This is a genomic window from Desulfosporosinus sp. OT (genome assembly GCF_000224515.1).
GTDB lineage: Bacteria > Bacillota > Desulfitobacteriia > Desulfitobacteriales > Desulfitobacteriaceae > Desulfosporosinus.
In genome coordinates this window covers 23,265-48,958 of sequence record NZ_AGAF01000038.1, presented here as the reverse complement: position 1 = coordinate 48,958, position 25,694 = coordinate 23,265, and the positions used below count along the sequence as shown (strand labels likewise).

At 46.8% G+C, this 25,694-nt stretch carries 27 protein-coding genes; 20 read left to right on the top strand and 7 right to left on the bottom strand.

Going from position 1 to position 25,694, the window contains the following annotated elements; translation table 11 throughout:
- Nucleotides 1-65 precede the first annotated feature (65 nt).
- Complete coding sequence (locus DOT_RS03100) at nt 66-458, bottom strand: hypothetical protein (RefSeq protein WP_009614059.1); 393 nt, start codon at nt 456-458, stop codon at nt 66-68.
- Nucleotides 459-885: 427 nt separating this feature from the next.
- Here DOT_RS03100 and DOT_RS03095 point away from each other — a divergent pair, with 427 nt between their 5' ends.
- Both DOT_RS03095 and DOT_RS30185 read left to right on the top strand, forming a co-directional pair.
- Complete coding sequence (locus DOT_RS03095; RefSeq protein ID WP_242833758.1) at nt 886-1,890, top strand: cell wall hydrolase; 1,005 nt, start codon at nt 886-888, stop codon at nt 1,888-1,890.
- Between the two features lie 90 nt (nt 1,891-1,980).
- Nucleotides 1,981-2,148: a hypothetical protein gene (locus DOT_RS30185; protein ID WP_009614055.1), complete on the top strand. Its 168-nt coding sequence runs from the start codon at nt 1,981-1,983 to the stop codon at nt 2,146-2,148.
- Between the two features lie 323 nt (nt 2,149-2,471).
- Here the strand turns inward: DOT_RS30185 and DOT_RS03090 are convergent, their stop codons facing one another.
- Nucleotides 2,472-3,404 (bottom strand): metallophosphoesterase, encoded by a 933-nt coding sequence (locus tag DOT_RS03090; protein WP_009614053.1) that lies wholly within the window; start codon nt 3,402-3,404, stop codon nt 2,472-2,474.
- A gap of 117 nt (nt 3,405-3,521) precedes the next feature.
- Here DOT_RS03090 and DOT_RS03085 point away from each other — a divergent pair, with 117 nt between their 5' ends.
- Nucleotides 3,522-4,499 carry a hypothetical protein gene (locus DOT_RS03085; RefSeq protein ID WP_040411112.1) on the top strand — a complete coding sequence of 326 codons (978 nt, stop codon included), beginning with the start codon at nt 3,522-3,524 and terminating at the stop codon, nt 4,497-4,499.
- 175 nt (nt 4,500-4,674) lie between these two features.
- Here the strand turns inward: DOT_RS03085 and DOT_RS03080 are convergent, their stop codons facing one another.
- From DOT_RS03080 to DOT_RS03070, 3 genes are all read right to left on the bottom strand, one after another.
- Nucleotides 4,675-4,965 (bottom strand): hypothetical protein, encoded by a 291-nt coding sequence (locus DOT_RS03080; protein WP_040411100.1) that lies wholly within the window; start codon nt 4,963-4,965, stop codon nt 4,675-4,677.
- A complete protein-coding gene (locus DOT_RS03075) occupies nt 4,940-5,611 on the bottom strand; it encodes a hypothetical protein (RefSeq protein ID WP_009614047.1) in 672 nt (223 codons plus the stop codon). Before DOT_RS03075 ends, DOT_RS03080 begins: the two co-directional genes overlap by 26 nt.
- Before the next feature lie 170 nt (nt 5,612-5,781).
- On the bottom strand, nt 5,782-6,270 hold the full coding sequence (locus tag DOT_RS03070) for a YlbF family regulator (protein WP_009614045.1): 489 nt from the start codon (nt 6,268-6,270) through the stop codon (nt 5,782-5,784).
- Nucleotides 6,271-6,430: 160 nt separating this feature from the next.
- On the opposite strand from DOT_RS03070, the gene DOT_RS03065 reads away from it, so the two are divergent.
- Nucleotides 6,431-7,108, top strand: a complete 678-nt coding sequence (locus DOT_RS03065) for a GDSL-type esterase/lipase family protein (protein WP_009614043.1) — start codon at nt 6,431-6,433, stop codon at nt 7,106-7,108.
- A 442-nt stretch (nt 7,109-7,550) separates the two neighbouring features.
- On the opposite strand, the gene DOT_RS03060 is transcribed toward DOT_RS03065, so the two are convergent.
- Nucleotides 7,551-8,291 (bottom strand): ZIP family metal transporter, encoded by a 741-nt coding sequence (locus DOT_RS03060; RefSeq protein WP_009614041.1) that lies wholly within the window; start codon nt 8,289-8,291, stop codon nt 7,551-7,553.
- A 253-nt stretch (nt 8,292-8,544) separates the two neighbouring features.
- Between DOT_RS03060 and DOT_RS03055 the strand changes: the two genes are divergently transcribed.
- Nucleotides 8,545-9,297, top strand: coding sequence for a GerMN domain-containing protein (locus DOT_RS03055; protein WP_040411097.1), 753 nt, complete (start codon nt 8,545-8,547; stop codon nt 9,295-9,297).
- On the opposite strand, the gene DOT_RS29525 is transcribed toward DOT_RS03055, so the two are convergent.
- Nucleotides 9,272-9,580 carry a hypothetical protein gene (locus DOT_RS29525; RefSeq protein ID WP_009614037.1) on the bottom strand — a complete coding sequence of 103 codons (309 nt, stop codon included), beginning with the start codon at nt 9,578-9,580 and terminating at the stop codon, nt 9,272-9,274. The two genes, DOT_RS03055 and DOT_RS29525, sit on opposite strands and share 26 nt — an antisense overlap.
- Nucleotides 9,581-9,656: 76 nt before the next feature.
- Between DOT_RS29525 and DOT_RS03050 the strand changes: the two genes are divergently transcribed.
- From DOT_RS03050 to DOT_RS02985, 15 genes are all read left to right on the top strand, one after another.
- Nucleotides 9,657-10,094, top strand: a complete 438-nt coding sequence (locus tag DOT_RS03050) for a MarR family transcriptional regulator (protein ID WP_040411095.1) — start codon at nt 9,657-9,659, stop codon at nt 10,092-10,094.
- A 144-nt stretch (nt 10,095-10,238) separates the two neighbouring features.
- Nucleotides 10,239-10,925: a response regulator transcription factor gene (locus DOT_RS03045; RefSeq protein WP_040411093.1), complete on the top strand. Its 687-nt coding sequence runs from the start codon at nt 10,239-10,241 to the stop codon at nt 10,923-10,925.
- 47 nt (nt 10,926-10,972) lie between these two features.
- On the top strand, nt 10,973-12,448 hold the full coding sequence (locus tag DOT_RS03040; RefSeq protein ID WP_242833757.1) for an ATP-binding protein: 1,476 nt from the start codon (nt 10,973-10,975) through the stop codon (nt 12,446-12,448).
- A gap of 231 nt (nt 12,449-12,679) precedes the next feature.
- Complete coding sequence (locus DOT_RS03035; RefSeq protein ID WP_009614020.1) at nt 12,680-14,302, top strand: HlyD family efflux transporter periplasmic adaptor subunit; 1,623 nt, start codon at nt 12,680-12,682, stop codon at nt 14,300-14,302.
- A 39-nt stretch (nt 14,303-14,341) separates the two neighbouring features.
- The gene (locus tag DOT_RS03030) at nt 14,342-15,067 is read left to right on the top strand and encodes an ABC transporter ATP-binding protein (protein ID WP_009614018.1); all 726 of its coding nucleotides are present in this window, start codon (nt 14,342-14,344) and stop codon (nt 15,065-15,067) included.
- Entirely contained in the window at nt 15,064-16,281 is a 1,218-nt protein-coding gene (locus tag DOT_RS03025) for an ABC transporter permease (RefSeq protein ID WP_009614016.1), read from the top strand. Before DOT_RS03030 ends, DOT_RS03025 begins: the two co-directional genes overlap by 4 nt.
- Before the next feature lie 141 nt (nt 16,282-16,422).
- The gene (locus DOT_RS03020) at nt 16,423-18,042 is read left to right on the top strand and encodes a cell wall-binding repeat-containing protein (protein ID WP_009614013.1); all 1,620 of its coding nucleotides are present in this window, start codon (nt 16,423-16,425) and stop codon (nt 18,040-18,042) included.
- 380 nt (nt 18,043-18,422) lie between these two features.
- Nucleotides 18,423-19,376 (top strand): GntR family transcriptional regulator, encoded by a 954-nt coding sequence (locus DOT_RS03015; RefSeq protein ID WP_009614009.1) that lies wholly within the window; start codon nt 18,423-18,425, stop codon nt 19,374-19,376.
- A complete protein-coding gene (locus tag DOT_RS03010; RefSeq protein WP_009614007.1) occupies nt 19,373-20,275 on the top strand; it encodes a glutamate racemase in 903 nt (300 codons plus the stop codon). Before DOT_RS03015 ends, DOT_RS03010 begins: the two co-directional genes overlap by 4 nt.
- 146 nt (nt 20,276-20,421) lie before the next feature.
- Entirely contained in the window at nt 20,422-20,841 is a 420-nt protein-coding gene (gene glmS / locus DOT_RS03005; protein ID WP_009614006.1) for a methylaspartate mutase subunit S, read from the top strand.
- Between the two features lie 14 nt (nt 20,842-20,855).
- A complete protein-coding gene (gene glmL, locus DOT_RS03000; protein ID WP_009614005.1) occupies nt 20,856-22,235 on the top strand; it encodes a methylaspartate mutase accessory protein GlmL in 1,380 nt (459 codons plus the stop codon).
- Between the two features lie 13 nt (nt 22,236-22,248).
- Nucleotides 22,249-23,703, top strand: coding sequence for a methylaspartate mutase subunit E (locus DOT_RS02995; RefSeq protein WP_009614004.1), 1,455 nt, complete (start codon nt 22,249-22,251; stop codon nt 23,701-23,703).
- A 44-nt stretch (nt 23,704-23,747) separates the two neighbouring features.
- Entirely contained in the window at nt 23,748-24,071 is a 324-nt protein-coding gene (locus tag DOT_RS02990; RefSeq protein ID WP_040411087.1) for a hypothetical protein, read from the top strand.
- Nucleotides 24,072-24,092: 21 nt separating this feature from the next.
- Nucleotides 24,093-24,269, top strand: a complete 177-nt coding sequence (locus DOT_RS30180) for a hypothetical protein (RefSeq protein WP_157998397.1) — start codon at nt 24,093-24,095, stop codon at nt 24,267-24,269.
- A 70-nt stretch (nt 24,270-24,339) separates the two neighbouring features.
- Nucleotides 24,340-25,617, top strand: a complete 1,278-nt coding sequence (locus tag DOT_RS02985; RefSeq protein ID WP_009614003.1) for a methylaspartate ammonia-lyase — start codon at nt 24,340-24,342, stop codon at nt 25,615-25,617.
- The last annotated feature ends 77 nt before the right edge of the window (nt 25,618-25,694 follow it).

The following is a 25,694-nucleotide window of genomic DNA, read 5'->3' as shown; positions in this document are numbered from 1 at the left end:
AGGAAAATGCGTCTGGATTAGGCTTAATAAGCCATTTCAAGGCGAATTTTTTTTATGTGCTATTTTTATGTGCGCCTGTTTTGCAACAGCCCCTTTTCTGAATAACTCTCCTCTGCAGGCAGGCAGAAGGCTCGATAGAACGCATGATTTTGAAGTTGGTGTTCCAGAGAAAAAGGCAATCTTTTAGCCGCTGATGTCATGAAATACGGGGATTCTTTTTCACTGCCTTGCAATAAACGATAACGTCTATTGAGAAGGCTATATTGTGTCTCTACAAGTAGGAGTTCAAGTACAGCAATTTCTACGTATTCAGGTGCCGCAAAATCCAGACGGTTCCAGGCGTATTTCATCTTCACTCTTGTATCCTCAATTTCTGCAAGCAGGTGTTCGGCCTCGCTAAGCTGTGGCGCTTCAGGAGAAGAGAAAGATGATAAAAGGTTTTTAACTAAAGTCCTCATATAATTCAGCCCTCACTTCACATACCGTGCTTTGACTGATATTAAGAAAACTGGCTGAAGCCTACACGAAGACACTGTCTTCGCACGTGTTAGCCTTTTTGCAGACACTATCTTCGCACGTATTAACCTTCTTGTTAGCCTTGGGCAAAGACAGTCGCCTTAGTTGCACTGATGCGCTATACTTTCTGATAAGTATAAAGAAAAAAACCTAGTTTTCTTTTGCTCAGTCAGAATAATATATGTCCGCTCCTTGTTGGATATGATAAATATGGTAAAAGTAAGCAATACAATAAGCAGTTAACATTGTTTTGTTATAAATCTCGCCTTTCTTGGGAAAGACTAGAAATAGTCTAAACTTTAAGAGGTGATTTTTATTTTATTGCCACACCGACGATGTCGGAAATCCTCTGCAATATTCCTATGTGGGATGATGTGCTTGTTTCTGTGGCAAGCCAGTATTTATCCCGCCCTGGGACGAGGGAGCAAAAATGGAACCGTGCTTTCTTATAATATTGCTATGGAAGAAACAAAGAAAGTTAATTATGTAAACGATAATGCTCTCGAGAATCCAACAGGCACCCTAGAAATTGTAGTTCAGCGTGGAGAAAGCCTTTGGAACCTGGCCCAAAAATACCATACTACGGTTGACCAAATTGCGAAGCTCAACCAAATGAAGAGTCCTGATCAAATCCAAGCTGGAGAACCCTTGCAGGTCCCGAATGGAGAAACAAGACAAACAACTAAAGACCCGGTGACTATTGATGTGAAAGATTATTCTGAGGAAGTCGCAAATACTACGTCAAGAGCAGTCGATAATACGGTCACAAGGTCGTGGTGGGAAAGTATTTTACGAAGTATACCGGTTTTTGCCGGAATTTATAAGCAAGGGTCAAGTACATCACGTTCGAGCGATCTTCAACCGTCACAGATGGAATCGAAGATTCCAACGTACGACATAGTTGCAAACCAAGAAACACAGTCAATCGATCAAGACGACGCTAAGACACAAGTAGCGCGAAACACGGTTCCAATAGAGGCTGAAAGCCAGGTTCTTTCTCGAGGCTTAGCGCATTTGGTATCCAAAGAAGATGTCGAACTCTTATCCCGTGTTATCTATGGCGAAGCTCGGGGTGAAAACTTTGAAGGACAAGTGGCAGTTGGAGCAGTCGTGCTCAATCGTCTGAAAGACCCTCGTTTTCCTAAGTCTATACAGGCTATTATTTACCAATCAGGTGCCTTCACAGCCGTAGAGGACCGACAGATTCATTTAGAACCCGATGATGAGGCCTATAAGGCCGCTGAAGCAGCACTATCTGGCATGGATCCGACGAACGGAGCAATATTTTATTTCAATCCACGTATTGCCACAGACCGTTGGATTAAGAGTCGACCCGTTATTAAACGGATTGGCAACCATACATTTAGTATCTGACTTGTATGACACAGCGCTCAGTGCTTACGACGCAGAGCAAACTAACCGTTCAAACTCCTGACTGTGGGGAGCGGGGTTCATCCTTCGGCGATGGCGATAATCTCCACTGGAGACTATCGTGCCAAAAGCGCCATCCTTGGCGCATTGGCGGCAGTGCACATCCGCTGGCCCGAAGACACTGTCTTCGCACGTATTAGCCTTCTTGCAGGGTGGCTGAGTGTCCCTGAAGCCCGAAGACACGGTCTTCGCACGTATTAACCTTCTTGCAGGACGGCGAGAAGGGACCTTGTGCACTGCCCCGTGTTTAGGGTCGGTTGCTTTAACGGAAGTTTGCTGATCTGCTTACGTAAAGACGTCGCGCTCGTGTCATACTGCGTCTGGGCTTGGGTCGAGGAACTTGTAACGGGGAATAAGTGGGAGAGGGGACGGTTCTTGACTTGCATCGAATCTGCAAGCAAGAACCGTCCCCTCTTGCGTCTCTTTACATATTTACCCCCCAGGCCACTGTGCTACGTTATTACCAATGACTAAAAATAGGTTATTTTCAGGGTAAAAGGGCACGAAGCATCGTGCCCCTTCACTTATGAGTGATGTTTTGGTGGTGCTTCCCCAAGGTGTAAGGTGAAAAAGGCAACCTCTGGTGGGACATTAAAGCGAAGTGGAATAACGCTTTCACCTATGCCGCGGTTAATGTAAAGAGGAACGTCGTTAATCACATGATAGCCTTCATAAATCCCATAGTCTCCCAGATAGGTGTTGGTAATCAGTGGTTGTAGCCCTGGCAGCCGGATTTGCCCACCATGAGTATGCCCGGTAAGAAGAAGTTCGGCCCCGTTTTTAGCCACATCGTCTAGGCAATCTGTGGAATGGGCTAGGACTAGGCGAAAGGGTGGAGTAGGAGGCGGGGAAGAAGAAAAAACCTTTTGATAGGCCAGCTCCACATCGTCATGGGCAGTAGCTGGGTCGTCGACTCCGATGACCCAGAGATTAAGCTGCGCTAAGAAAGAGGCATCGTTGAGCAAGGGGATCCATCCTAAGTTTCGAAGCTGTTGGAGATATCGTTTAAAGAGGGTGTGGGAAAGATTGCTATAATCGTTGTTTCCCATGACAACATATTTTCCGTAGGTTGCTGTAAGCCTTCCTAGGAAAGGAGTTAATTTATTCAGATCCGTCCGGGTGGAAATGATATCCCCGGTAATCACGAGGAGATCCGGTTTTTGGGCCATCACGACCTGGTCAATGCGTTCAGGTGAAATTCGTAGGCTTTCTAGATGCAAATCACTGAGTTGACAGATCGTTTTTCCCTCTAAAGCAGCAGGTAGGTTGGGGTAAAACAAATCCCACTGTTCCCGTTTCAGGGCCATAGTATCATGTTCGGCCCAGCCGAGGACCCCCGCGCTGCCAAGAGGTAATGTGGAAAGCAACCAATGGTTGGCTATAAAACCGCCGACACGCGAGAGAAAGGTGCGTCGGGATATGTTTTTAGAAAGCAGTGGAGTAAGTTTTTCGGGCATAGTTTGCTCGCTCCTTAATTATTAGTTTGCCCATTAGGTTGTCTTCAGAACCCTTCCATTCGTCCTATCATATCATGTTATAAAGTTACATTGAATTAAATAAAGGAGGGGAGCATGGTGAAGTTCGGTGGGGATAAGCCAAATGGTCCTTATGAGCCTATCGGACCGCAGGGGTTCCCTATGCAATTACCTAATGGTCAATTAGCTCCGGGATACTCTCCGGGTTCGATTCGCAATACACTGGGTTCAGGACTTAAAGCGAGTGGGGTCTTTCAAAAAGATGGACAAATCCAAAATCTACGCGGGGGTTTTATAGGCGCAAAGCAACCGCCTCCTTCAGGGATACCGTTCCAGCCCCCTCCACCTATGCCAGGCGTGGGCAATAGTCCACCTCAACAGGGTGGGGGATATAATCAGGGTGGATATAACCCAGGCATGGGATATAATCAAAGTCCAGGATATCAAGGCGGGTATAGCCAGGGTCCTGGATATAATCAAGTTCAATTTCAAGGGAATCCAGGGATGAATCAAACCCGGCAACTTGTTCTACAAGCCGCTCAAGAGGGGATTAATGGTAATGGGGCAGCGACGATTTCACCCGACAACAGCTTTCTGCTGATCGCTAATTTGCCAGTGCCCCAAACGTACCTGGGACCAGGACAGACAGGGATGTATGCAGCTTACTTGGTCGATGACAAAGGAAAGACTGGATTTTTGGTGGGGCTTTTGCGGCCCGTTGGAAATGGAGTTTATCGGGCACATTTCCAAAGTCCGGTTCCTCTTCAGCATTACAGTCGTGTCGTCGTTTCTGTGGAAAACCCCGCTCAGCTTGGGCAGGCTCCCAATGGACCAATCATATTAAAAGTCAAAGAACCCATGGGGATGATGACCTTTCTCACTCCAATGAAGAATACAGCAACGACAGTTTGGGGGAAAGTCACAGGATTGATTAGTGGCAGGAAAAAACCAGCAATAAGCCCAGAAGCTGCCCCCATAAATCCAGAACTTTTAGAATCGCTGAACCAGATGGGAGTCGCTTCCGAACCTATAGCCCCACCGATCCCTCCAATGTCTCCGCCGATAGGTCCGAATTAATTCGCATGGATTTAACGTATCGATAGCCATAACTGATCATTGGGGCTATAACAATTTTTATGCAAATTCATTTATTTTCGACCTTGAACAATATGAAAGATAATTTTAAGAGCCTTACACTTTGATGAGTGAAAGGCTCATGCTTTTGGTGTTTTAATGTTAATGGTCCGCATCCTTAAAATAAAAACAGAATGAGCACAACTAAGGCAAGTAACCCAAACGTACCTATAGTCACGGTGATGCCTAGGGTTGTGAAGGATGCTGGGGCTAAGAGTACATTAGAGAAAAATGCAATGAAATAGAACAAGGTTATCGCCAAAATGCCCGCGCCAACGGGTGGGGACTGTAGTAGTGGTGCAAACCGTTTAAACCCATAATCGTAAGTTTGAGGAGACTTGGGTTCGAAACATTTCTGAGGAATTACAGTAGGAAAGGTGGGATTACGGGGTCGACTTAGCAGTGGCATTTTTTACCCCTCCCTTCCCATCATTGCTATTGGTCACATTACCGTTTGTGTCGGGGTTCCCAGATCCATTTCCAGTTCCATCAGGAGTTCCTATTCCAGTGCGTTCAATAAAGAACTGAGCAATGATTAAACCTAGAGCAATAATCAGGTTGCCGGGTGCTCCGGGGATTTCGAATAAAGGAACGTTAAATGACGTATCAGGGCTTCCGTCAAATGGCGCAAAAGGAGCAGATATGATCAAGGAAACACTTAAATTATCGGGAAAGAGAGGTTCATCCCCTCCGACGGGACCAATGCCTTGCCCCGGAGCAGTTTGAACAGGTGAAGGCATAGGAACCTGCCCATTGATGGCTGCTTGCATGAGTTTGGTTAGTTGTGGCAAGGTAAGTGTTACGGGATAAAGATCTGGACTTGGGCGGGAGGGGTTTGGAGGATGGGCCAAGGAGCGTTTGAAAAGAAATGCCATAAGCACATCTAAACCCACAATAATCATGGAGGCATAATGAATTTGCGTAGAAGCCAAAGGAAATATCATCGCACTGACAGGGCTAAACTTTAAATTACGCCGAATGGGGCTGTCCACTAAGATGGAAAAGGAGAAAGGAGTCGCCGGCATCGGGGGTATACAGTTATATTGGTTGATCACGGCGTTTCTCCTTTCGTTAATAATTCATCAAAACCAAGTGCGAATAGTTACCCATCCCCCTAACAGCATGACGATTAGGAAGGCAATTAAAGTCATAGGATGCGTGATATCATTAACGAAATAGGGCCCGTGGTAACCATCGAGAGGCACTTTTCAATAACACTTCCCTTTTATAGTTTCTGAGTTAAGCCGGGTGGAAGCTTAATACCTTTTAACATCTCCGGTGAGATTTGCATCTTTTCCATGGAATCTCCGCCGCTGATTTTGTCAAGAATTTGCTGAGCCATGCCTTTTAACTCTTCCGGAATAGGCAGGTCATTTGCGGAAGGCATGCCATGCATTGAAGTGGTTAGGGTCAGGTTCACCATAGCCATAAGTTTTTCGTATTTTTGCTGTTGAACAAAGTACGCTTTTATAAGAGGATATTTATTCATAAGACGGATTTTTAGATCAAGAAGTGCTAGAGAATCTTTTTCTGGAACAACTTTACTGATCATTTGCGTGGTCACCAGTCCGCGTTCTTTATCCTGGTACTGGCTAAATGCTTCTTGACTTAGGGGATCGGCCATAATGGCAGCTTCAGCAGCTTTTAATCCCTGAATTTCAGGGGTTTGAGACAGGGCCTCCCCTAATTCACGAGCCTTGTTAATGTAATTCATGAGGCTACCTCCTTTTTTCCTTATACAAATTATGCGTTAAAGGGCGTACTGGTGTATGATGGATTTCGTAAGAGGTGAGAAAAAAGGTGTACTAAGGGAGAAAGAAGGAATGTCGTGAATGGGTGTAGAATATTTTTATATATAGAAAGGGGAAATTTTTATGCGTACGTATCGATTAGAAATACGCCTGATTCAAGTCGCTGCTGGACTTGCTTTTATCGTGCTGATCGCCGGATATTTTGGACTATGGGGGCAGGCTACCAAACCTCTTGCGGAAACTGCGGTTAATACTCAGGTTCAAGCACTCAGCAATCCAAAGATCGTCGCTTTAGGAGACTCGTTTACCTCAGGATATCCACTGGACGAGGAACATTCCTGGACTCAACGGATGGCGGATGTTCTCCAGGTTCCAGTAGTTAATAAAGGGAAAGTGCGGCAGACAGCTAAAGACCTACTTTCTCGCTTCGATGCAGATGTTGTGGCTGAGAAACCAGGCCGGGTTATTATTTTTGCAGGGATTGGGGATGCAATTCAAGAAGTGCCTCTGAAAGAGGTGCAAACCAATATTAAAGCTATAGTGGAGAAAGCAAAATCCAATCACATTACTCCAATCCTAGCCCTTCCGATCGGGTACCCGGGGGCTCAGCAAAACATTAAAGACACCCGGGAGTGGGAGCAGGATTATACCAAGGAGGAAAATATCCTGACCCTAGACTTTTCCAGCGTATTATTTGATTCCAACGGTAAATACCTAAGCGGTTTATCAGATGATGGGAAATATCCAACTGCCAAAGGGTACGAAGCGATGGGAGACTACGCGGCCCAAATACTCAAGTAACTCATTTGTTCATTTATTTCCAGAAAACAGAAATGCCATTATCACCACAAAGCAGGGGATACCGTAAATTCGGTATCCTCTACTTTTTTATCTTTCTTATGTCCCAACCAGACAGGCACTTAAACCTCGAGGAGGTTTGCTAGCTGAGAGCGCATTTTAGAATTGCATCTGAACACAAGCATTTTTGCGTCAAGCATGCAAACGGCTACAGCTAACAGAGCCCTAAAGTCGTCCTCCTCCCGGCGACCCAGCCCAGAGGAAGTTTCTTAGCTTAGAGAGCGCTTTAGCGGAATCGCGTCAATGGACGCAGACGATCAAGCGTTAAGAAACGCAACGGTTAACATGCAGAAAGCCCAGAGGTTTTGCGTTTTAGCTTTATCGTCAAGGGAATAGCGATGAAGCGTGTGCGAACGTGCTAAGACACTTCCTCCTCACTTCCTCCCTAACCTGGATGCAAAACACTGACTAACGTAAAAAAGACAAATCCAATTGTTCCGCCGAGTAGGGCATAATGCGGGTGCCGCTCTCGGGAGAGAGGAATAAGTTCAGCGAAGATGAGAAAAGTCATCGCACCTGCAGCAAGGGCGAGAAAAAAGGCCAAGGAATTCTGAACGTTTTCGAGGGCCAAGAGCCCGAGCAAGGCTCCGAGCGGAGTGAAAAAGGCGATCACAATATTGAGGAGAAGAATTTTCCACCAGCGGATACGGGCCATTTTTAACGGTGCCGTTGTTGCCATCCCTTCAGGCAGGTTATGTAATGTAATGGCAAAGGCAATAAGAAAGCCGAGGTTGGAGGCGGCTTCTTGGCTGACGGCGATGGCCATGCCTTCCGGAATATCATGTAAGGCGATCCCGGTTGCAATGAGGAGTCCGGTCCTTTTTAGACGTTGGCGACGTGACAGGGGGAGTGTGTTATTGGGGACCTCGAGACGTTTAGCCGCAAGAAGCATGAAGAGCAGGCCTAGTGCAAATCCAGCTCCTACTTGCAGCGGTGGGCCATTTTGCCAAGCACTTGGTAACAAATCGACGGTTACAACCGCGAGCATCACACCGCCAGCTCCTGCTATTAGGGAAGCCAGAACTCGTTCTTGTGGCTTTCCAAATAAAAGAACCAGTATGCTGCCAAAGGTCGTGGCCAGTCCGGCAATCGTGCTAATCCAGAGGATTTTGAATAAATCGTGCATCAGAGGCTCCTTTCTCTAAACATAACGATACCCATATTTATGGCTCAGAGCGACGCTTTATACAAAACAACCTGTACTATTTTTGAGGACAAAGCATAGGTTTAGAGTAAGGCAAAGGAACTTACTCAGTGGAGTACTTTAGATGAAGTTCAGTTTGAACTTATCTAGGGGCTAAAATGGGCGATGCGATATTCGGACATCGAACCATCGAAAGTCGAACGTCGAACATCGATCAGGGGAAGGGGCAAAGAATATGAAAATACGGGTTAGAAACAGTCTATTCATGGGGGTTGTACTCTTCAGTCTGATTTTTCTTCTGGGCTGTGGGACATTGGAGACCTTAATTAACAAGGAGGGTACAGCGACTTCGTTAGGAGATTTTATTGGTGGGGATAAAACTGCCACTCTTCCGGCTGCATCAACAGCGTCAGCTTCAGCGGATTCGAGGGAGATTTCACTGTACTTTGCAGATGGGACAGGTAAGTATTTGGTAGAAGAACAACGAACGTTGCCCAAGACTTTGAGTTTAGCTAGAGAGACGGTAACTCAATGGTTGAAAGGTCCCGCAGTTTCAAGTGGAACGACTGTGCAAGCCGCTGTTCCAACAACCACAATGCTCCTTGATATTGCCATTAAAGAGAATGTGGTTATCGTAGATTTGAGTAAGGAATTTTTGCAACCCAATTCTAAGGTGTCTTCTGAAGTCGCTCTCTATGGGCTAGTTAACACCCTAACCCAGTTTTCGACAATCAAGCAAGTCCAGATTCGCGTCGAGGGAAAACCTTTGACTAAGTATGGGACAATCGATGCAACAAACCTGGTAAATAAAGCAAACCTGGTTAAGGGGGGCGACTCTACAGACATAAACGCGAACCCTATTACCCCAAGCCCAGGAACAAAAAACAAAGGTTCAGGAGTTTCTACATCAGAGAAAACGAGCAACGGAGCGCTGCCTGATTCTCCAAGCTCAATTAATCTTTTTAACTATCCTCCCAGTTCCACGTGAGAGGGTTAACGAGATAATCGTTCAGCCGTTGCGCTCGATCACGTGCTAAACTGGGGCTTTGAACCTTTGATGCAAGTGGGCAGTGTGAAACACGAGGATGTGTTTCGGTCAGAGTGACATCATGTCGCAGGGTCGGCGACTTACGCAAAGGGCTTCGAACTGTATTGATCGCGGACCCTCCGGGACAAGATGTGAGGAGAAGACGGAAGAAACGAGGCTGGTAGGTACTCGGCAAACAAGGCATTGCTTTGTTTAGCCGAGTATCTTTCATTTCCATTTCCATTTATCCCATCTCTTAGATGTACTAGCAATAAATCTATGTTAAAATAAGATCTAAATAGGGGAATGGGGGTCGAGGGATGGCACCTACCGAAGAATTGACAAAACAGTTAGAGGAGACCTTAAGACGTGCTAATACCATTTTGTACAAGCGTGGTCGATCAATTCTAATTGGCATGGAGATTTCTGCACTTCAATTCAATGCACTCTTAACCATTCGGGAATTTGGGCCCTTGACAATGGGAGATTTAGGTAAACACTTGTTTGTCGCGTGCAGCACGGCAACTGACTTAGCGGACCGAATGGAACGGTCGAGCCTGGTCGAGCGAGTTCGGGACAACAAAGACCGAAGAGTGGTCAGGCTGCACTTGTTAGCTAGAGGGGATGAAGCCCTTGATGCCGTGATTAGAGAACGTCAAAGTTTTCTCGGTGCAGTCCTTAAGGATTATACAGATGAAGAATACGAGGACTTGTTGAGTCGATTGGAACTTCTGACCCAGCGGATGGAGTTGAAATAATCGTTTAGATACCTTTGCTTAAGATAAATTAGGTGAAGGTATTATTTTATCTTCATACAATCTTGAGAACTTTCCTAAATACATCTGAAAGATAAGCGGTATACTTATAATAAAAATGAGTACCGGAAAGTGGTGAATGTGGCAATGAAAATTATCTTAGTAGATGATGAACAGGAAATCTTAACCCTCGTCAGAGACTACCTTTCGCGGGAAGGATTTAATGTCTTGACGGCGATCAATGGTCTAGAAGGGATAGAGCTTATCGAGCGAGAAAAACCGGATCTCGTTTTGCTTGATTGGATGCTTCCAGGGATGAGTGGGTTAGAAATATGCAAACACTTACGTGAGACGAGTACGATCCCAATTATCATGCTTACTGCAAAGTCAGAGGAAATCGATAGAGTTTTAGGCCTCGAGTTCGGAGCGGACGATTACATCGTTAAGCCGTTTAGCCTTCGAGAATTGGCAGCGCGGATTAAGACAGTGCTGCGGCGTTCGTCGGGGGTGGTTCAGGAAAATAATTCTTCGATATTAGTCCGAGGAGAATTGAGCATCGACGTCACAAGCCATAAAGTGACGAAAAGAGGGCTGGAAATCTTCCTAACCCCGACCGAATTCAACATACTTCATCTACTTGCCATTCGCCCTGGTACAGTTTATAGCCGTCTTCAACTTTTGCGTCAGGCCATGGGGGAGGAGTACCTCTACTATGAGCGATCTATTGATACGCATGTTTCTAATTTGCGCAAGAAACTTGAGGACAACCCAAGTGACCCTAAATATGTGGAAACTGTGTTTGGCGTTGGGTATCGGTTCGGTGAAGGCGTGTGACATTACGGCGCAAATTTCTGCTCGCACTCATTGGCATGGTTTTTTTTATGTCCATTGTTTTTACCTTCATTGCCCTAACTTCTACTCAAGCCTTGCTAGGGCATGCTGAAACTTATGTACAGCAAGCCTTTGGTGAGCGCTTTAATCAAATGTTGAGTATTTACTATGAGAGCCACAGTAGCTGGGATGGGGTTCAAGAGTATATTACAAAGCTCAACCAGGGGCCGCCAGATCAGAAGTTTTCACGTCCCCCTCGTGACTCCCAACGCTTTTTAGTGTTCAACCAAGCAGATAGCGTGGTGGCAGCCGCATCAAGTAAAGATCTTGGCAAATCACTTGCGATGTTTCCGTTAGACACTAAAATCTCGAAACAATGGCAGGCAATTAAGGTGGGTGGGCAGACGGTAGGACATTTCTGGCAAGATCAACGTCCAACAGCGATGGATGGTAGAGTGGCAAAGGCCATTGGTACCTCGATTATTCAGGCGATGATCATCGGATTGATTATCACTTCCTTGGTGGCTCTATTCTTGGGGTTATTGCTGACTCGACATTTCACCCAGCCCTTAAACCATCTCATGGAGGCCGTGCGGAATGTGGGGAAAGGGAATTTGTCCTCGCGGGTTGATGTGAAGGGCAATGGTGATATTGCGACTTTGGCCCGGGACTTTAATCGGATGACTGAACAATTGGCCCGTAATGAAGAAGTGAGGCGTAACATGGTGGCGGATATAGCGCACGAATTGCGTACGCCTCTGGCAGTTATTCTTGGAAAACTGGAATCAATTCAGGAGGGAGTGCTCCCTTCAACGCCGGAAACTATCCTCCCGATTCAGGATGAAACGTTAAGACTCATTCGTCTGGTGCGAGATCTGCAACAGCTGAGTCTGGCTGAAGCCGGCAAATTACCTATGAGTTGGAAAGCAGTCGATCTCAAACAGATTCTAGAGAGAATTATTGAGCAATTTGCTATAGAATTTGAGGAACGAGAGCTGAAGATCGAAGTTATAGGAGATACGGCGGAAATTATTGGTGATCAAGATCGCTTGACCCAGGTATTTGTGAATCTGATTGGAAATGCTCTTCTCCATACACCGCCGGGAGGTTCTTTGCGCGTGTTGTTAGGGAGGGTCGAAAGGCCGATAGAAGATGAAACCATTCACGAGGGAAATACGCGTTTCCGTGCTGTCTTCCGACGCAAAGGGGAAAAACCGGAAGAAATGGACAGAGCGGAAAAAAGCCAAGGGGAGTTACGACCCGGAGAGTGGGTACAAGTGATGGTTGTGGATTCTGGAGAAGGAATTCCAGAGGAAGAACTTGAGCATATCTTTGACCGTTTTTACCGTGTAGATAAAGCACGAGAGCGGGAAAGTGGTGGAACGGGCTTAGGGCTCGCGATTGCCAAGGAGTTTATCCAGGCACACGGTGGCTCTATTAATGTGAAGAGCAAGCCGGGAGTCGGAAGTTGTTTTCAAATCTTTTTACCGGTAAAACCGAATGTAACTACCTTAACAACATCTTAAGAAGTCTATCGCTATTTGATCATATTACTATGTTATATTAAGCAAGGAATTTAGTCCGATGGCTAACCCCCACTAAATTCCTTGTTAATTACTTATGGAGAAAATGGCGATGAACCCTTGGATAAAATTTAACCCAACTTTATTATGAGAACTTCATTTAAGTAAGTTTACTTATACCCAATAGCTTAGTTTGATGACTGTTTCATTAACAGGTAGAAAAGGAGAGAGAGCATGAACAAAAAATGGGTAACCCTTGGAGTCTTGGGCGTTCTGGTCTTAGGAGGTGGCTATTGGGGTTATGAACATTTTAAAGCCAAGCCTGTCGTTGCCTCTAACATTACCGCAAAAGTAAAAATGGGTGATGTCAACAAGGTGATCACGGCAACTGGAACAGTCAATTACCCACACGCGATCACTTTAACCTTTCCAACAACCGGAAATTCTTCACAAGCCGGAAAGATCGTGGAGCTCAATGTCAAGGAAGGGGATACAGTTAAAGCAGGGCAAGTTCTGGCCAAGATAGACGAAACTAAGCTGGAAACTTCCGTTTTGCAAGCACAGGCCAATGTAACGTCCGCCGAGTCCAAACTTCGAAATCTTGAAGATTCATTCAATGACCAAACCCGTGCTCAGGCGCAGGCAGCGCTTGCTAAGGCACAGCAGAGTTTAACAACTGCCCAACAGAATGCCGATCCGAGCTATTTAGCTAACCAAGTCTCACTAGCCGAACAGGATGTCAAATCGGCTAGTGATAATTTAGCCAAGGCACAGCAGAGCGGAGAGGCTTCCTCTATACAATCCGCGCAAAATGCTTTGAACCAAGCGATCAATGATTTGACCGCTACTAAGAATCTCCAAAATGGAGGGGCGGCCAAGGCTTTGATATCTGCCCAGGCAGATGTTACATCCGCTCAATATCAAGTGGATCAACAAGCTCAGGGCCCGAAAACAGCAGATATTCAATCGGCTCAAGCGGGTATTCAAATAGCCCAGGCTCAACTGGCTAGTGCTCAGGCGGATTTAAATGATGCCGCAATTGTTGCCCCGGTGGACGCAGTGGTTGTCAGTTGCCCACTTGAACTGGGCCAAGATTCAGATGAAAAGTCAATTATTACGATAACTCCCCAGGGTGATAATCTGGAAGTGGATGCTTCGATAGATCAGGCAGATATCTCACAGTGCAAAGTAGGGCAGAAAGTGGATATTACCCTGGATTCCTATCCGAATGACCATATCAGCGGGACAGTAAATGCTGTTGCCTTACAAGGTACAACCACTCAGAACGTTACGACGTATACAGTCACGGCGATGGTCGATCAAGCCAGCGATTTGCTACGGGCAGGAATGAATGCCAATATAAACATCATTGTAGCGGAAGCGAAGGGTGTTCTAACTGTTCCCAGTGAAGCGGTTAAAACCAGAGGAAATGAAAAAGGTGTCATGGTACCTGTGACTTCCAGTACTGGTGCAGATCAAGCGAATGCGGCAGGTCAATCAAGCACCAAAGCTAATAATGCAGGAAACGCAAGTTCAGGTAATGCCGCTACAGGTAATGCCGCTACAGGTAATGCTGCTGCAGGTAATACTGGCACAAGAAATGCCGGCGCGGGATATGCTGGCGCAGGAAATGGCGCAATGGCGAATGTTCGGTTTGTTAAGGTAGAGACCGGTTTAGATGATGGAACGAATGTAGAAATCAAAAGTGGTTTAGAAGAAGGGCAAGAAGTCATTATTGGCACACGTTCGTCCTCGACGACAACCACGACTAATTCTACTTCTGGCTTTAGATTAGGCGGCGGTGGCGGAGGCGCTAACCCTGCCAGAGCAATGGGCGGCGGTGCCCGAGGGAACTAAGTGAGCTTGCTTTGACGAATACGTCAGGAGGGGTGCGATTTGATAGATCTCAAAGGGATCAAAAAAATATATGCGAACGGTGATATTCAAGTGGCTGCTTTAAATGGGGTGGACCTTCATGTTGGCGCCAGTGAGTTTGTCTCCATTATGGGACCCTCAGGATCCGGCAAATCATCCATGATGAATATTTTGGGATGCTTGGATACTCCGACAGAAGGCGAGTATTATCTGGATGGAACGGATGTGGCGAAGGCCAGTGGTGATGATTTATCTGTGATTCGTAACCGCAAGATTGGGTTTGTCTTTCAAGGCTTTAATCTTCTGGCTCGGACAACGGCGGTTGAAAATGTAGAACTCCCCATGCTCTATGCGGGGATAGGGGGTAAAGAAAGACGGGCACGGGCCATTGCTGCCTTAGAATCGGTTGGCTTAGGTGGTCGGATTCATCACCGCCCCAAAGAACTTTCAGGTGGTCAGCAACAACGGGTTGCTATTGCCCGCGCTCTGGTCACAAAACCTTCCATTATCCTAGCCGATGAGCCCACAGGGAACTTGGACAGTCGGTCTAGTGAAGAGGTAATGGCAATCTTTCAACGTCTCCACGCTTCAGGAAACACGATTATTATTGTGACGCATGAACCGGATATTGCAGAATTCACCCAAAGAATTGTCCGTTTCCGCGATGGTCATATTGAAGGGGACGAAGTAGTTCAAAATCAACGTCTAGCTCAAGCTCTGGTCCTTGAGGAGGGAGAAGCAAAGTGAACTTTTTTGAAAGTATCCGAGTCTCTCTCAGGGCTCTGCGGGCCAATAAACTGCGCTCGGCCTTGACGATGCTCGGGATGATTATCGGAGTGGCGGCGGTTATTGCCATGGTTGGGATCGGAAATGGCGCAACCGCTTCGATCACCTCCCAGATTCAGGGCCTCGGTTCGAACCTTCTGACAATTAGCTCGGGGCAGTCGAATTCCGGTGGGGTTCGCGGGGGGGCTGGCAGCTCCGATGCCCTAAGCATGACGGATGTTTCAAAAATTCCAATTGATACGGCAGTGAAGGCAGTTTCGCCTGTTACGACTACAAATGCCCAAGTAGTCTTCGGTTCCGGAAATACCTCCACAAGCATTACAGCCACTACAGCGGACTATGCCTTAATTAAAAATGTCACAATAGCTAGTGGGCGTTTTATTACCCAAGAGGATGTCGATAGTAGCGCAAGAGTTGCTGTTCTCGGCCCAACAGTGGTTACAAACCTTATGGGTGACGCGAATGCTTCAGTTATCGGAAAAGTTATTAAAATCAACAACGTTCCCTTTCAAGTTATTGGGGTGACAACGGCCACCGGGTCAACCGGGTTTATGAGTAGTGATGATATGATTACCGCACCCATTTCAACCGTTCAGGCGCGCTTAATCGGGAAAAAGACAGTGCGCAGTATCCTGGTATCGGCTACTTCAGCGGACTTTATGCAAACGGCTCAAGATGAAATTACAACAGCCTTGCATAAAGCTCATAAAATTCCCGAGGGCAAAGCGGATGATTTCACAGTTCAGAATCAAGCGGATATGTTAGCTACCATGACAGGAGTAACCCAAACCTTGACCATGCTTCTGGGTGGAATTGCTGGTATCTCCTTACTGGTTGGAGGGATTGGAATCATGAATATCATGCTTGTTTCGGTCACCGAACGAACACGGGAGATTGGAATTCGGAAAGCAATTGGGGCTAAAGGCATGGATATTCTGTTGCAGTTTCTCATCGAAGCAGTCGTACTTAGCGTCTTAGGTGGAGGGATTGGTATTGCCCTGGGGTATGGAGGATCTACTCTGGCAGGGAAGGCCTTAAAGATGAGCACCAGTATTTCTATGACCTCAGTGTTGGTTGCTTTCTGTTTTTCCGCCGCGATTGGGATTGTCTTCGGAGTTTTCCCGGCACGAAAGGCTGCGGCAATGGACCCCATTGATGCCTTAAGGTATGAGTAGATCCAACCTTTTAACAACCTTATTCGAGGTTTGTGAATCTCTGAGTTTCTAAGTACGCCGAGCCCCTAGGACGAGGAAAAACTCGTATAGATTCGAGGGTGTTGTTATATTTGTTCTGCAAGTTAGAAAGGAGAAATAGACATGGGGAAGAAGCGACAGATACGGACTGTTTTAAGTATTCTAATGATGGTTTCTTTGCTGATTAGTATGATTCCGGGGTTGGCAGTTGCTGCTACTGATTCCACTACTAGTGACAATTACATTACCTTGAGAGGGATTACGTTCGTGTCTGACGAAGACTCCACACTGATTATCGGGGAACCAACCACCATAAATGTGAAATTAACTCGGATTCCGGTGAGTAAGGTTTTCACGGGATCGGTCAATGCGACCATTACAGATCCTGAGGGGAAAGTGACCCAGTATTCTGCATCGGGTGGTGGTGGCTTTTACAATATCTCTAATGTTACCTTATACACACCGGGAGACTACACGCTTAAGATTAGTGCCGTTGATCCAAACAAAGGTTCAGTAACTGCGACCATAAAGGTCCTCGATGCAATTACAACGGTAACGGATCCGCTTGTTATAAACGCAGATAACTCTATAACAGTCAAGCTTACGGATTCTGAGGGGAATCTTTTGAAACAAAGGTCAGTGACTGTTGATGGAACGGAAGTTGATGGCGGATCTCAGAATTATACGACCTTAAATGATGGAACCTTTATACTGAATATGACTCCGACAAAATCAGGTAATGTCAACTTTCTCTTTGGTGGAAAGATCATTGGGACAATACCTGTTAGTCCAGCTTTTGTAGCGGATAGTCGGATTGGTTCCCAAACGTCTGATAATGTGGGGCTTGCGATTGAGGTTGCCAAGCAAGGTTGGCAGAGCGCAACAAATGTAATTTTGGCGCGGGATGATCAGTTTTCCGATGCTCTAGCAGCGGCTCCACTCTCTAAGAAACTCGATGCTCCGATTCTTATGACAGCTTCTTCCAGCTTAGATGAGCGGACATTAGCAGAGATTCGCGAGCTGGGTGCCCAGAACATCTATATCGTTGGCGGTACAGTGGCCATATCCCAGAGTGTCCAAGATAGCTTGAAGGGGTTTAATGTTACTCGGATAGCTGGCCAACAGGGATATGATACCGCTGCTCAGATTTCCTCAAATGTGGGAACTGATTCCACCCATACCGTATATCTGGCCAATGGGCATGCAATTCCAGATGCTATAGCGATCAGTGCCTTTGCTGCTGAGCAAGGAAACTCGATTTTGCTGACCGATAGAGATTCATTGCCAGCTTCTACGATGCAGGCTTTGACAAATCTGAATGCCAGTAACGTCATCTTACTAGGCGGAACGGCGGTTATTGGTACTTCGGTGGAACAACAATTAAGCGCAAAGTATTCAGTCAAACGTTGGGGTGGCTTAGACCGTTATGATACGCAAAGTATTATTTTCCAAAACCTTCTTAATACCGAAAATCCTCAGTCCCCACTTTATTTCACCTCGGGGCGAGTTCGCCAAGATGATGTCAGCTCGGGAAAACCCTATGCAGATGCCTTAGTGACGGCTGCTTTGGCTGCCAAAACAGGCGGTTTTGTAGCAATGCTGCCTGAGAATAATATTCCTTCAAGCTTAAACTATTTTTTATTGTTCAATAAGGGGTATATTGCCAAATCAGCTGTTGTGGGTAACAATAGTGGCGTCTCACAGAATTTGGAACAACAGCTTCAACAAATGTTGAATTATTAAACAGCTGGTAGGGGGCGCTTCATATGAAGTTTGAGCTCTACCATGGTTAGATTGATATGCAAAAGATTTATCCGATCCGCAGAAAGAAGTAGAGGATTTGGCAAGATGCCAAGTTACTCTACTTCTTTTTTGTATTAATCAAAAAATATAACCTTCGTTCTTTATCTTCATATAATATGGATGCACATTTAGACGACAATCTTTAAGTCTTTTAAATAAGATAGGATTATTAATATAATATTTTTTTTATAAATACTAAGATAAAGAAGGGAAATTTGGGAGAATGGCGAAATTATAAACAATTAATTGGACTAATTAACCATACCAATATAAGTCAATCCAAAGCTGAAATTGAATAAGGATGGGGAAGAGGGGATTTAATGAATCTGGATCGGAAAAGTGGTGTACCATATTACATTCAGCTTAAAGAACAGATTCGGCGGCGAATAACCCAGGGAGTATGGACAGCAGGAACAAAACTTCCGACAGAACGAGAGCTGTCTGAAAGCTTGTCTCTCAGCCGAAATACGGTGAGTCAAGCATATAAGGAACTGGAAAGTGAAGGAATCTTGAGTTCAGTGAGGGGGAGAGGCACCTTCGTAGAGGATACGTTACTGATTATGCAGCAGGAAGGTCGTAAAGAGAAGGTCTTACGCATCGTTGATGTGGCCATGGAAGAGGCGGTCGGGCTTGGCTTTACGATCGATGATTTTGTATCCTTCGTACACGTACGGGGGATGGAAAAAAAGGCGCTCCTTTCCCGGAGGAAAGTGGTCTTTATTGTAGATAACCCTGAGCAGCTCTCAGAGGCCCATTGGAATCTCGGCCCAGGTGTGAGTCTCCTGCCGTTTTTGCTTTCTGAACTTCAGGGATCCCCTCGGGTGCAGGAACGTTTGGCAGGAATGGACATGGCCGTCACAGGAGAAAACAACCTGGCTGAAGTCAAGGTTCTCTTAGATAAAGTTGGTATTCCTATTCTGGGGATTTCACTTCAGCCTAAACTGGAGACAATTGTTCGGATTGCCAAATTGACGGTGGGCCGGGAGTTGGCTTTAGTTTGCGAAAGCTATCAATTTGCTGAAATAGTTAAACTTGCGTTGAAGCAAGCCGGTTTGCGCCCAACGTTTAAAACGCTGGTCCAACCGAATGAGGATAATTTACGGAAGGTTTTGTTGGAATGTGGGGCAGTGATTGTAGCTCCAAAATTTCGACGAAGGGTTGAAAAAGTGCTTCCGGAACATATGGAATGTATTGAATTCCGCTTTGAACCGGATGCTGGGAGCCTTAACCTCCTGCGCGGCACTTTGCTTGAATTGAAGGAGGAGAAGATTTGAAAAAACAACGCGTGATCGGTATATTTGACTCCGGGGTCGGGGGACTTACCGTAATGAAAGAGATTTTGGAGCAACTGTTGGATGTCCGAGTTGTTTATTTTGGAGATACAGCTCGGGTTCCTTATGGGAACCGCTCTCGGGAGGAGCTTATACTTTTCGGAGAAGAGAGTGTCACGTTTCTGATTGGGCAAGGGGCTGAGGTGATTGTTGTAGCCTGTAATACCAGTTCGGCAACCGCGCTTCCCATTCTTAGGGATCGATTTGATGTCCCAATGATCGGTATGGTCGAACCAGGAGCTCGCTTGGCAGTTGAAAAAACAATTGCTGGCAGAATTGGTTTGATAGCCACGGAAACCACGGTGCGTAGTAAAGCCTATTCGTCCGGGGTGAGTCGAGCGTTAGCTAAAGGTTGTGTACCTGAAAACACGGTACTTCGTGAAGCTTGGCAGCACGGAGAGCAAGCCATTGCTCTGGTCAAAGCTCAGGGTTGTCCGCTCTTTGTACCTTTGATTGAGGCCGGGTTAGCCAATTCAGCAGAGGCTCGAGGAATTGCACGAACATATCTGACGCCACTCCAGACGGCTGGCGTAGATGCCCTTATTTTAGGGTGTACACATTATCCCTTCCTTGAACCAGTCATTCGGGAGATCTTAGGGGAGGATGTGCTGATTGTCGATCCGGCTTTGGCTGTTGTCCAAGAGCTTAAAGTATTGCTGCAGCAAATGGATCAGCGGGAACAATCAGGATTGGTTTTGGCACCTTCCGGTTCAATTCTGGGGAAAAGTCATTGGCGGACCCGTTATTTTGTAAGTGGAGATCCAGGCCTTTTCCGACAAGTCGGAAATACGCTCCTCCAGGAACCGATTGATCTCGTGGAGCAGGTAATCCTGAGCGAATGACGAGACTCGAGGCTCGAGGCACTAGGGTAAGAAGCAAGAACACGAGGCCTGAAGCACGAAGGATGAAGAATGGAATACTAGGCACGAAACTTGGAACTTGGAAAATCGGACTTCGGACTTCGAACCTCGATTATGGAGGAATGAATGTGGAACAAAAAACCTTGGTTTTAGGGGTTATTGGATCAGATGTTCATGCCGTGGGAAATCGGATATTGGATTATGCCTTGACCCAAGCGGGTTTTAAAGTCATTAATATTGGGGTGCTGGCAACTCAGGAGGAATTCATCCATGCGGCTATTGAAACGAATGCTGACGTGATCCTGGTTTCATCCTTGTATGGACATGGAGAGATGGATTGCCGAGGTCTGCGGGAGAAATGTCAGGAAACAGGGATTGGTAATATCCGTATGTACGTCGGAGGTAACCTGGTTTGTGGAAAATGCGACTTTGAGTCTGTCAAAGAACGGTTCTTGGCCATGGGTTTTGACCGGGTTTATCCACCTGGAACTATGCCAGAGACGGCGATTGAAGATTTGCGTAAGGATTTGGGTATTACGGAAGATTAAAGGGGGAATGGACCTTGCAAGCAGTCCTTCTCATTGATTTTGGTAGTACGTACACTAAGGTCACGATTGTCGATCTGGATACTGAGGAAATAGTTGGGACGGCCCGAGCGGGTACGTCGATTGAGACGAACATTATGGACGGGCTGAAGGTGGCCTTGGCTCAGATTCCTGAGCCAGCGGGAGGTTGGAATTTTGTTCGCAAGCTCGCCTGCAGCAGTGCAGCCGGTGGATTGAAAATGATCGCCAGTGGTTTGGTTAAAGAGTTAACCGCCGAAGCGGCCAGACGGGCGGCCTTGGGAGCGGGGGCGCGAGTGCTTCAAGTCTTTAGTTATGAACTGACCTTACAGGATCTCGACAAAATTACAGTCTCGAAACCGGACATCCTCTTAATAGCGGGAGGAACGGACGGTGGGAATAAAGAAATACTGCTGAAAAATGCAGAAATGCTTTGCGCGCTTCCTACTAGCCTTCCTATTGTGATTGCAGGAAATAAAGCGGTCTCAGCGCAGGCTGCGGACATCTTAAGAAAACACCACGATCCCGTAGTTGTGGCAGACAATGTGATGCCAGAACTCGGTGTTTTGGCAGTAGAATCTGCCCGTTTAGCAATTAGGGATGTCTTCCTGACCCACATCATCAAGTCCAAAGGGTTAGATAAAGCCGAGGAGTTCCTGGAGCGGATCATGATGCCAACGCCAGCTGCAGTGCTTTCGGCAGCAGAACTTCTGGCTCAGGGACACGGTTCCGAGCGAGGAATGGGAGAACTGATGATTGTGGATGTCGGGGGAGCCACGACAGATGTGCATTCCATTGCTAAAGGTGACCCGAGCAAACCCAGCGTTATGCTTAAAGGCTTGCCGGAACCTTATGCCAAACGGACGGTCGAGGGTGATTTGGGGATGCGTTACAGTTCGGAAGCTTTAGTGGAAGCGTCCGGGCGTCGCTTGTTTGATTATTTGGGTTGGACAGATGAGCAAGTTGCCTGTCAATTGGGCTTATGTAAGGAAAACCCTTGGCGAATCCCTCAAACGGAGGAGGAGGCCAAGTTCGATAGGGCTATGGGTCGAATGGCTGTGAGTTTAGCCGTTGAGCGGCATGTGGGAACAGTTGAGGTTGTTTATACTCCCTTCGGCGCGACCTATGTGCAGCACGGCAAAGATTTAACTCCCCTTCCAGTGGTAATCGGTACGGGAGGAGTCCTGCTTCATCACCCAGATGCCTTGGAAATCTTAAAAGGGGCGGTCTTTAATCCAGAGGAACCGACGCTTCTTAAACCACAAAAGGCTAGTTATTATTTAGATAAAGAGTACATTTTAGCGGCTATGGGCCTGCTGCGAGAGGTAGCGCCGCAAGTCGCGCTCCGGATGATGAAAAAATATGTGGTTAAATTATAGGAGGGTTCAGTAAATGGAATTAACTGTCCGACAAATGGATGCTGAAGAGTTTCAGCGCCAGCGACTGGAAGTCTTGGGACAATGGGAGACGGGCAAGGCTGTAAACCTTGAAGAAGCGGTCGCCTATCATAAATCCTTACCTAAGAGTAAAGTATTTGCCGAAAAACTCGCTGAAGGAAAGGCCAAGGGCCTCACCTTTGCTCAACCGCGCGCCGGTGTCGCCCTGCTTAATGAGCATATCGAGCTGTTGCGCTTCCTGCAAGATGAAGGAGGAGCAGATTTTCTTCCGTCTACGATTGATTCTTATACTCGCCAAAACCGTTATACCGAAGCTCAAGCTGGGATTGAAGAAAGCCAAGGCCTTGGGCGCTCTATGCTTAATGGGTTTCCAGCCGTCAACCACGGAGTTGCGGCTTGTCGGCGAGTAGTTGAAAGTGTTCAAGTGCCGGTTCAAGTTCGTCATGGGACCCCAGATGCCCGGTTACTGGCGGAAATTACGCTTGCCGGTGGATTTACGGATTATGAGGGAGGCGGAATCTCTTATAACATTCCGTATTCCAAAGATGTTTCCATCGAAAGTACGATCAAATACTGGCAGTATGTGGACCGCTTGATTGGTCTGTACGAAGAGCAAGGGGTCAAAATCAACCGCGAACCGTTCGGCCCTTTGACTGGGACGCTTGTGCCACCTGCTATCTCACATGCGGTTGCGGTGATTGAAGGAATTCTCGCGGTCGCTCAAGGTGTCCGCAGTTTGACGCTCGGTTACGGACAATGCGGCAATCTCATTCAAGATGTCGCTGCACTGCATACCCTGCCTGTCCTGGCAGAAGAGTATCTGGCAAAACTCGGCTTGCCGAAAGTGATGATCACGACGGTCTTTCATCAATGGATGGGTGGTTTCCCTCAAGATGAAGCAAAGGCTTTCGGAGTCATCTCATGGGGCGCGGTGACTGCGGCTTTGGGTAAGGCTACAAAAGTCATCGTGAAAACGCCGCATGAAGCCCTGGGTATTCCAACCAAGGAGGCCAATGCGGCAGGTATTCGCACGACGAAACAGATTTTAAGCATGTTGAAAGACCAAAGCCTACCCATGACACCGGAGTTGGCCTTGGAAGAGGAAATGATCTTGGCGGAAACCAGAGCGATCCTCGATCGAGTTCTCGACTTAGGCGAAGGGGATACTGCTGTTGGTGTCGTTAGAGCCTTCCAAGCGGGAGTCATTGATGTTCCCTTCGCACCGAGCCGTTATAATTCGGGTAAGATTCTTCCAGCCCGCGATACTACTGGTGCGGTCAGGTTGTTGGATTTTGGGAATATTCCGTTTGATGAGAGGATTAAGGAGTTTCACCGCGAACGGATTGCGCAGCGTGGCAAGGACGAGGGGCGAGATCCTTCCTTTCAGATGGTGATTGATGATATTTATGCAATTGGGAAAGGGATGCTCGTTGGGCGGCCAAGGGGTTAGCATCTTTGGGCTCGTCTCTGGGGTCGTTCTGGGGATGACGTTGCTTGAGACCCGTTCACGAACTGGCGCTTGCAGGCCAAACTAACGCTCAAGCTTCCCTCCAAACAGGGTGCCCGCCAGATGAGCCATCCTTGGCTCACTGGCGGCTTCGCACATCCGACGACCATGGATGGTCTAGTGTCCCTGTAGCCAAGGATGGCGAGAAGGGACCCTGTGCTCAGCCCTGTTTTCCGGGTCGCTTTCGCGAAGTTTGGCGGGCTGCTCGCTTAAGTCGTTCTCTTGGTCTCAAGCAACGTCTATCCTGGGTCGATGGGGTCGGGTTCCCGACGAGGGTGTTGTCTGGGATGCTAATCCCCTTGGGGTATTAGATTTAGATTAAGTAGGGATGTATGGCGAGAAGGGACCTTGTGCTCAGCCCTGTTTTCCGAGTGGGAGTAGGGACGGTTCTTGCTTGCATGCTGCAAGAGTGGGAGTGGGGACGGTTCTTAGTTGCATACAAATATCGTGCCTGGCCAAAGCGACGTCACGGTCTAAATGGTTGGCTCCGCACATCGCACGTCTCATAACAAACAGGTTGTTTTGAGCTAGAGTACAGGTTGAACATAAAGATGAGAAAACATCGAGGGAGGGTACATAATGAAAATTGTTGACGTTGTTGCTTCGCCGGGGCTTACTGGATTTTATTTTGATGATCAAATGGCGATTAAGGGGGGAGCGGCCCATGATGGATTTACTTATAATGGGGAGCCGAGGACACCGGGGTTTAGGGCGGTTCGTCAACGTGGGGAGTCTATTTCTGTGATTATGATTCTGGAAGATGGGCAAGTGGCTTCGGGGGATTGTGCGGCTGTGCAATATTCTGGGGCTGGTGGTCGGGATCCGCTTTTTTTGGCTAAAGATTTCATTCCTATTATTATGGAAGAGATTGCGCCTAAGCTGGTTGGACAGGAACTTGATTCCTTTCGGCGTTTGGTGGGTCTTGCAGAAAATTTAATCCGGCCTAATGGGGAACGATATCATACAGCCATTCGATATGGTGTAAGTCAGGCTATTCTTGATGGTGTGGCTAAAGCTAAGAAAAAGACGATGACAGAAGTTATTCTTGAGGAATATAAACTGCCACTGGTTTTGGAGCCTGTCCCGATCTTCACTCAAACCGGGGATGATCGTTATGATAATGCGGATAAGGCGATTATCAAACGTGCTGGGGTGTTACCTCATGCGTTGATTAATAATGTGGAAACAAAGCTGGGAAAAAATGGGGAACTACTCTTGGATTATGTGGAGTGGCTGAAAAACCGAATCCTGACGTTAGGTGGAGATAGCTATCGCCCTGTCTTGCATATTGATGTTTATGGTACAATTGGGATTGCTTTTGAAGATAGTACGGAGCGGATGGTCGACTACTTTGCGAAGCTGGAAAAAGCCGCTGCACCGTTGCACTTGCGGATTGAAGGACCGATGGATGCTGGAAGTGTCGAGGGTCAAATTGAACAACTTAAGTCTTTACGCGAGGCCTTGAAGACTAAGAATATTAAAGTTGAAATCGTTGCCGATGAGTGGTGCAATACGTACGAAGATATTGTAAAATTTGTTGATGCTCAAGCTGCTGATATGGTTCAAATCAAAACTCCGGATCTAGGGGGAATTCAAAACACTATTGAAGCGGTAATTTATGCCAAGAAATATGGTGTAGGCGCTTATGTCGGTGGATCTTGTAATGAAACGGATGCCGGTGGACGGACGGCAGTTCATGTATCACTGGCTACTCGCCCGGATCAAATGCTGGCGAAGCCTGGTATGGGTGTGGATGAAGGGTATATGATTGTGCATAATGAGATGAGTAGAACCCTGACTGTGTTGAAGTATCGGGAAGGGAAGAAAACCCATTCTGAGGAAGCGTTTTGGAGTTAGGCAAGGGTCGCAAAATACTAGTTTTTCAGAATGATTTACGTAGAAACATTGGAAAGGCCCTGCAGAGAGCTTGTCTC

Coding starts and splice junctions, on each gene's coding strand:
- DOT_RS03095 (WP_242833758.1), top strand. CDS start 886: ATGATGTGCTTGTTTCTGTGGCAAGCCAGTATTTATCCCGCCCTGGGA.
- DOT_RS30185 (WP_009614055.1), top strand. CDS start 1,981: ATGGCGATAATCTCCACTGGAGACTATCGTGCCAAAAGCGCCATCCTT.
- DOT_RS03050 (WP_040411095.1), top strand. CDS start 9,657: ATGGCACCTACCGAAGAATTGACAAAACAGTTAGAGGAGACCTTAAGA.
- DOT_RS03080 (WP_040411100.1), bottom strand. CDS start 4,965: ATGCCACTGCTAAGTCGACCCCGTAATCCCACCTTTCCTACTGTAATT.
- DOT_RS03065 (WP_009614043.1), top strand. CDS start 6,431: ATGCGTACGTATCGATTAGAAATACGCCTGATTCAAGTCGCTGCTGGA.
- DOT_RS03055 (WP_040411097.1), top strand. CDS start 8,545: ATGAAAATACGGGTTAGAAACAGTCTATTCATGGGGGTTGTACTCTTC.
- DOT_RS03035 (WP_009614020.1), top strand. CDS start 12,680: ATGAACAAAAAATGGGTAACCCTTGGAGTCTTGGGCGTTCTGGTCTTA.
- DOT_RS03100 (WP_009614059.1), bottom strand. CDS start 458: ATGAGGACTTTAGTTAAAAACCTTTTATCATCTTTCTCTTCTCCTGAA.
- DOT_RS03060 (WP_009614041.1), bottom strand. CDS start 8,291: ATGCACGATTTATTCAAAATCCTCTGGATTAGCACGATTGCCGGACTG.
- DOT_RS02985 (WP_009614003.1), top strand. CDS start 24,340: ATGAAAATTGTTGACGTTGTTGCTTCGCCGGGGCTTACTGGATTTTAT.
- DOT_RS03090 (WP_009614053.1), bottom strand. CDS start 3,404: ATGCCCGAAAAACTTACTCCACTGCTTTCTAAAAACATATCCCGACGC.
- DOT_RS03045 (WP_040411093.1), top strand. CDS start 10,239: ATGAAAATTATCTTAGTAGATGATGAACAGGAAATCTTAACCCTCGTC.
- DOT_RS29525 (WP_009614037.1), bottom strand. CDS start 9,580: ATGGAAATGGAAATGAAAGATACTCGGCTAAACAAAGCAATGCCTTGT.
- DOT_RS03040 (WP_242833757.1), top strand. CDS start 10,973: ATGTCCATTGTTTTTACCTTCATTGCCCTAACTTCTACTCAAGCCTTG.
- DOT_RS03020 (WP_009614013.1), top strand. CDS start 16,423: ATGGGGAAGAAGCGACAGATACGGACTGTTTTAAGTATTCTAATGATG.
- DOT_RS03015 (WP_009614009.1), top strand. CDS start 18,423: ATGAATCTGGATCGGAAAAGTGGTGTACCATATTACATTCAGCTTAAA.
- DOT_RS02995 (WP_009614004.1), top strand. CDS start 22,249: ATGGAATTAACTGTCCGACAAATGGATGCTGAAGAGTTTCAGCGCCAG.
- DOT_RS03070 (WP_009614045.1), bottom strand. CDS start 6,270: ATGAATTACATTAACAAGGCTCGTGAATTAGGGGAGGCCCTGTCTCAA.
- DOT_RS30180 (WP_157998397.1), top strand. CDS start 24,093: ATGGCGAGAAGGGACCTTGTGCTCAGCCCTGTTTTCCGAGTGGGAGTA.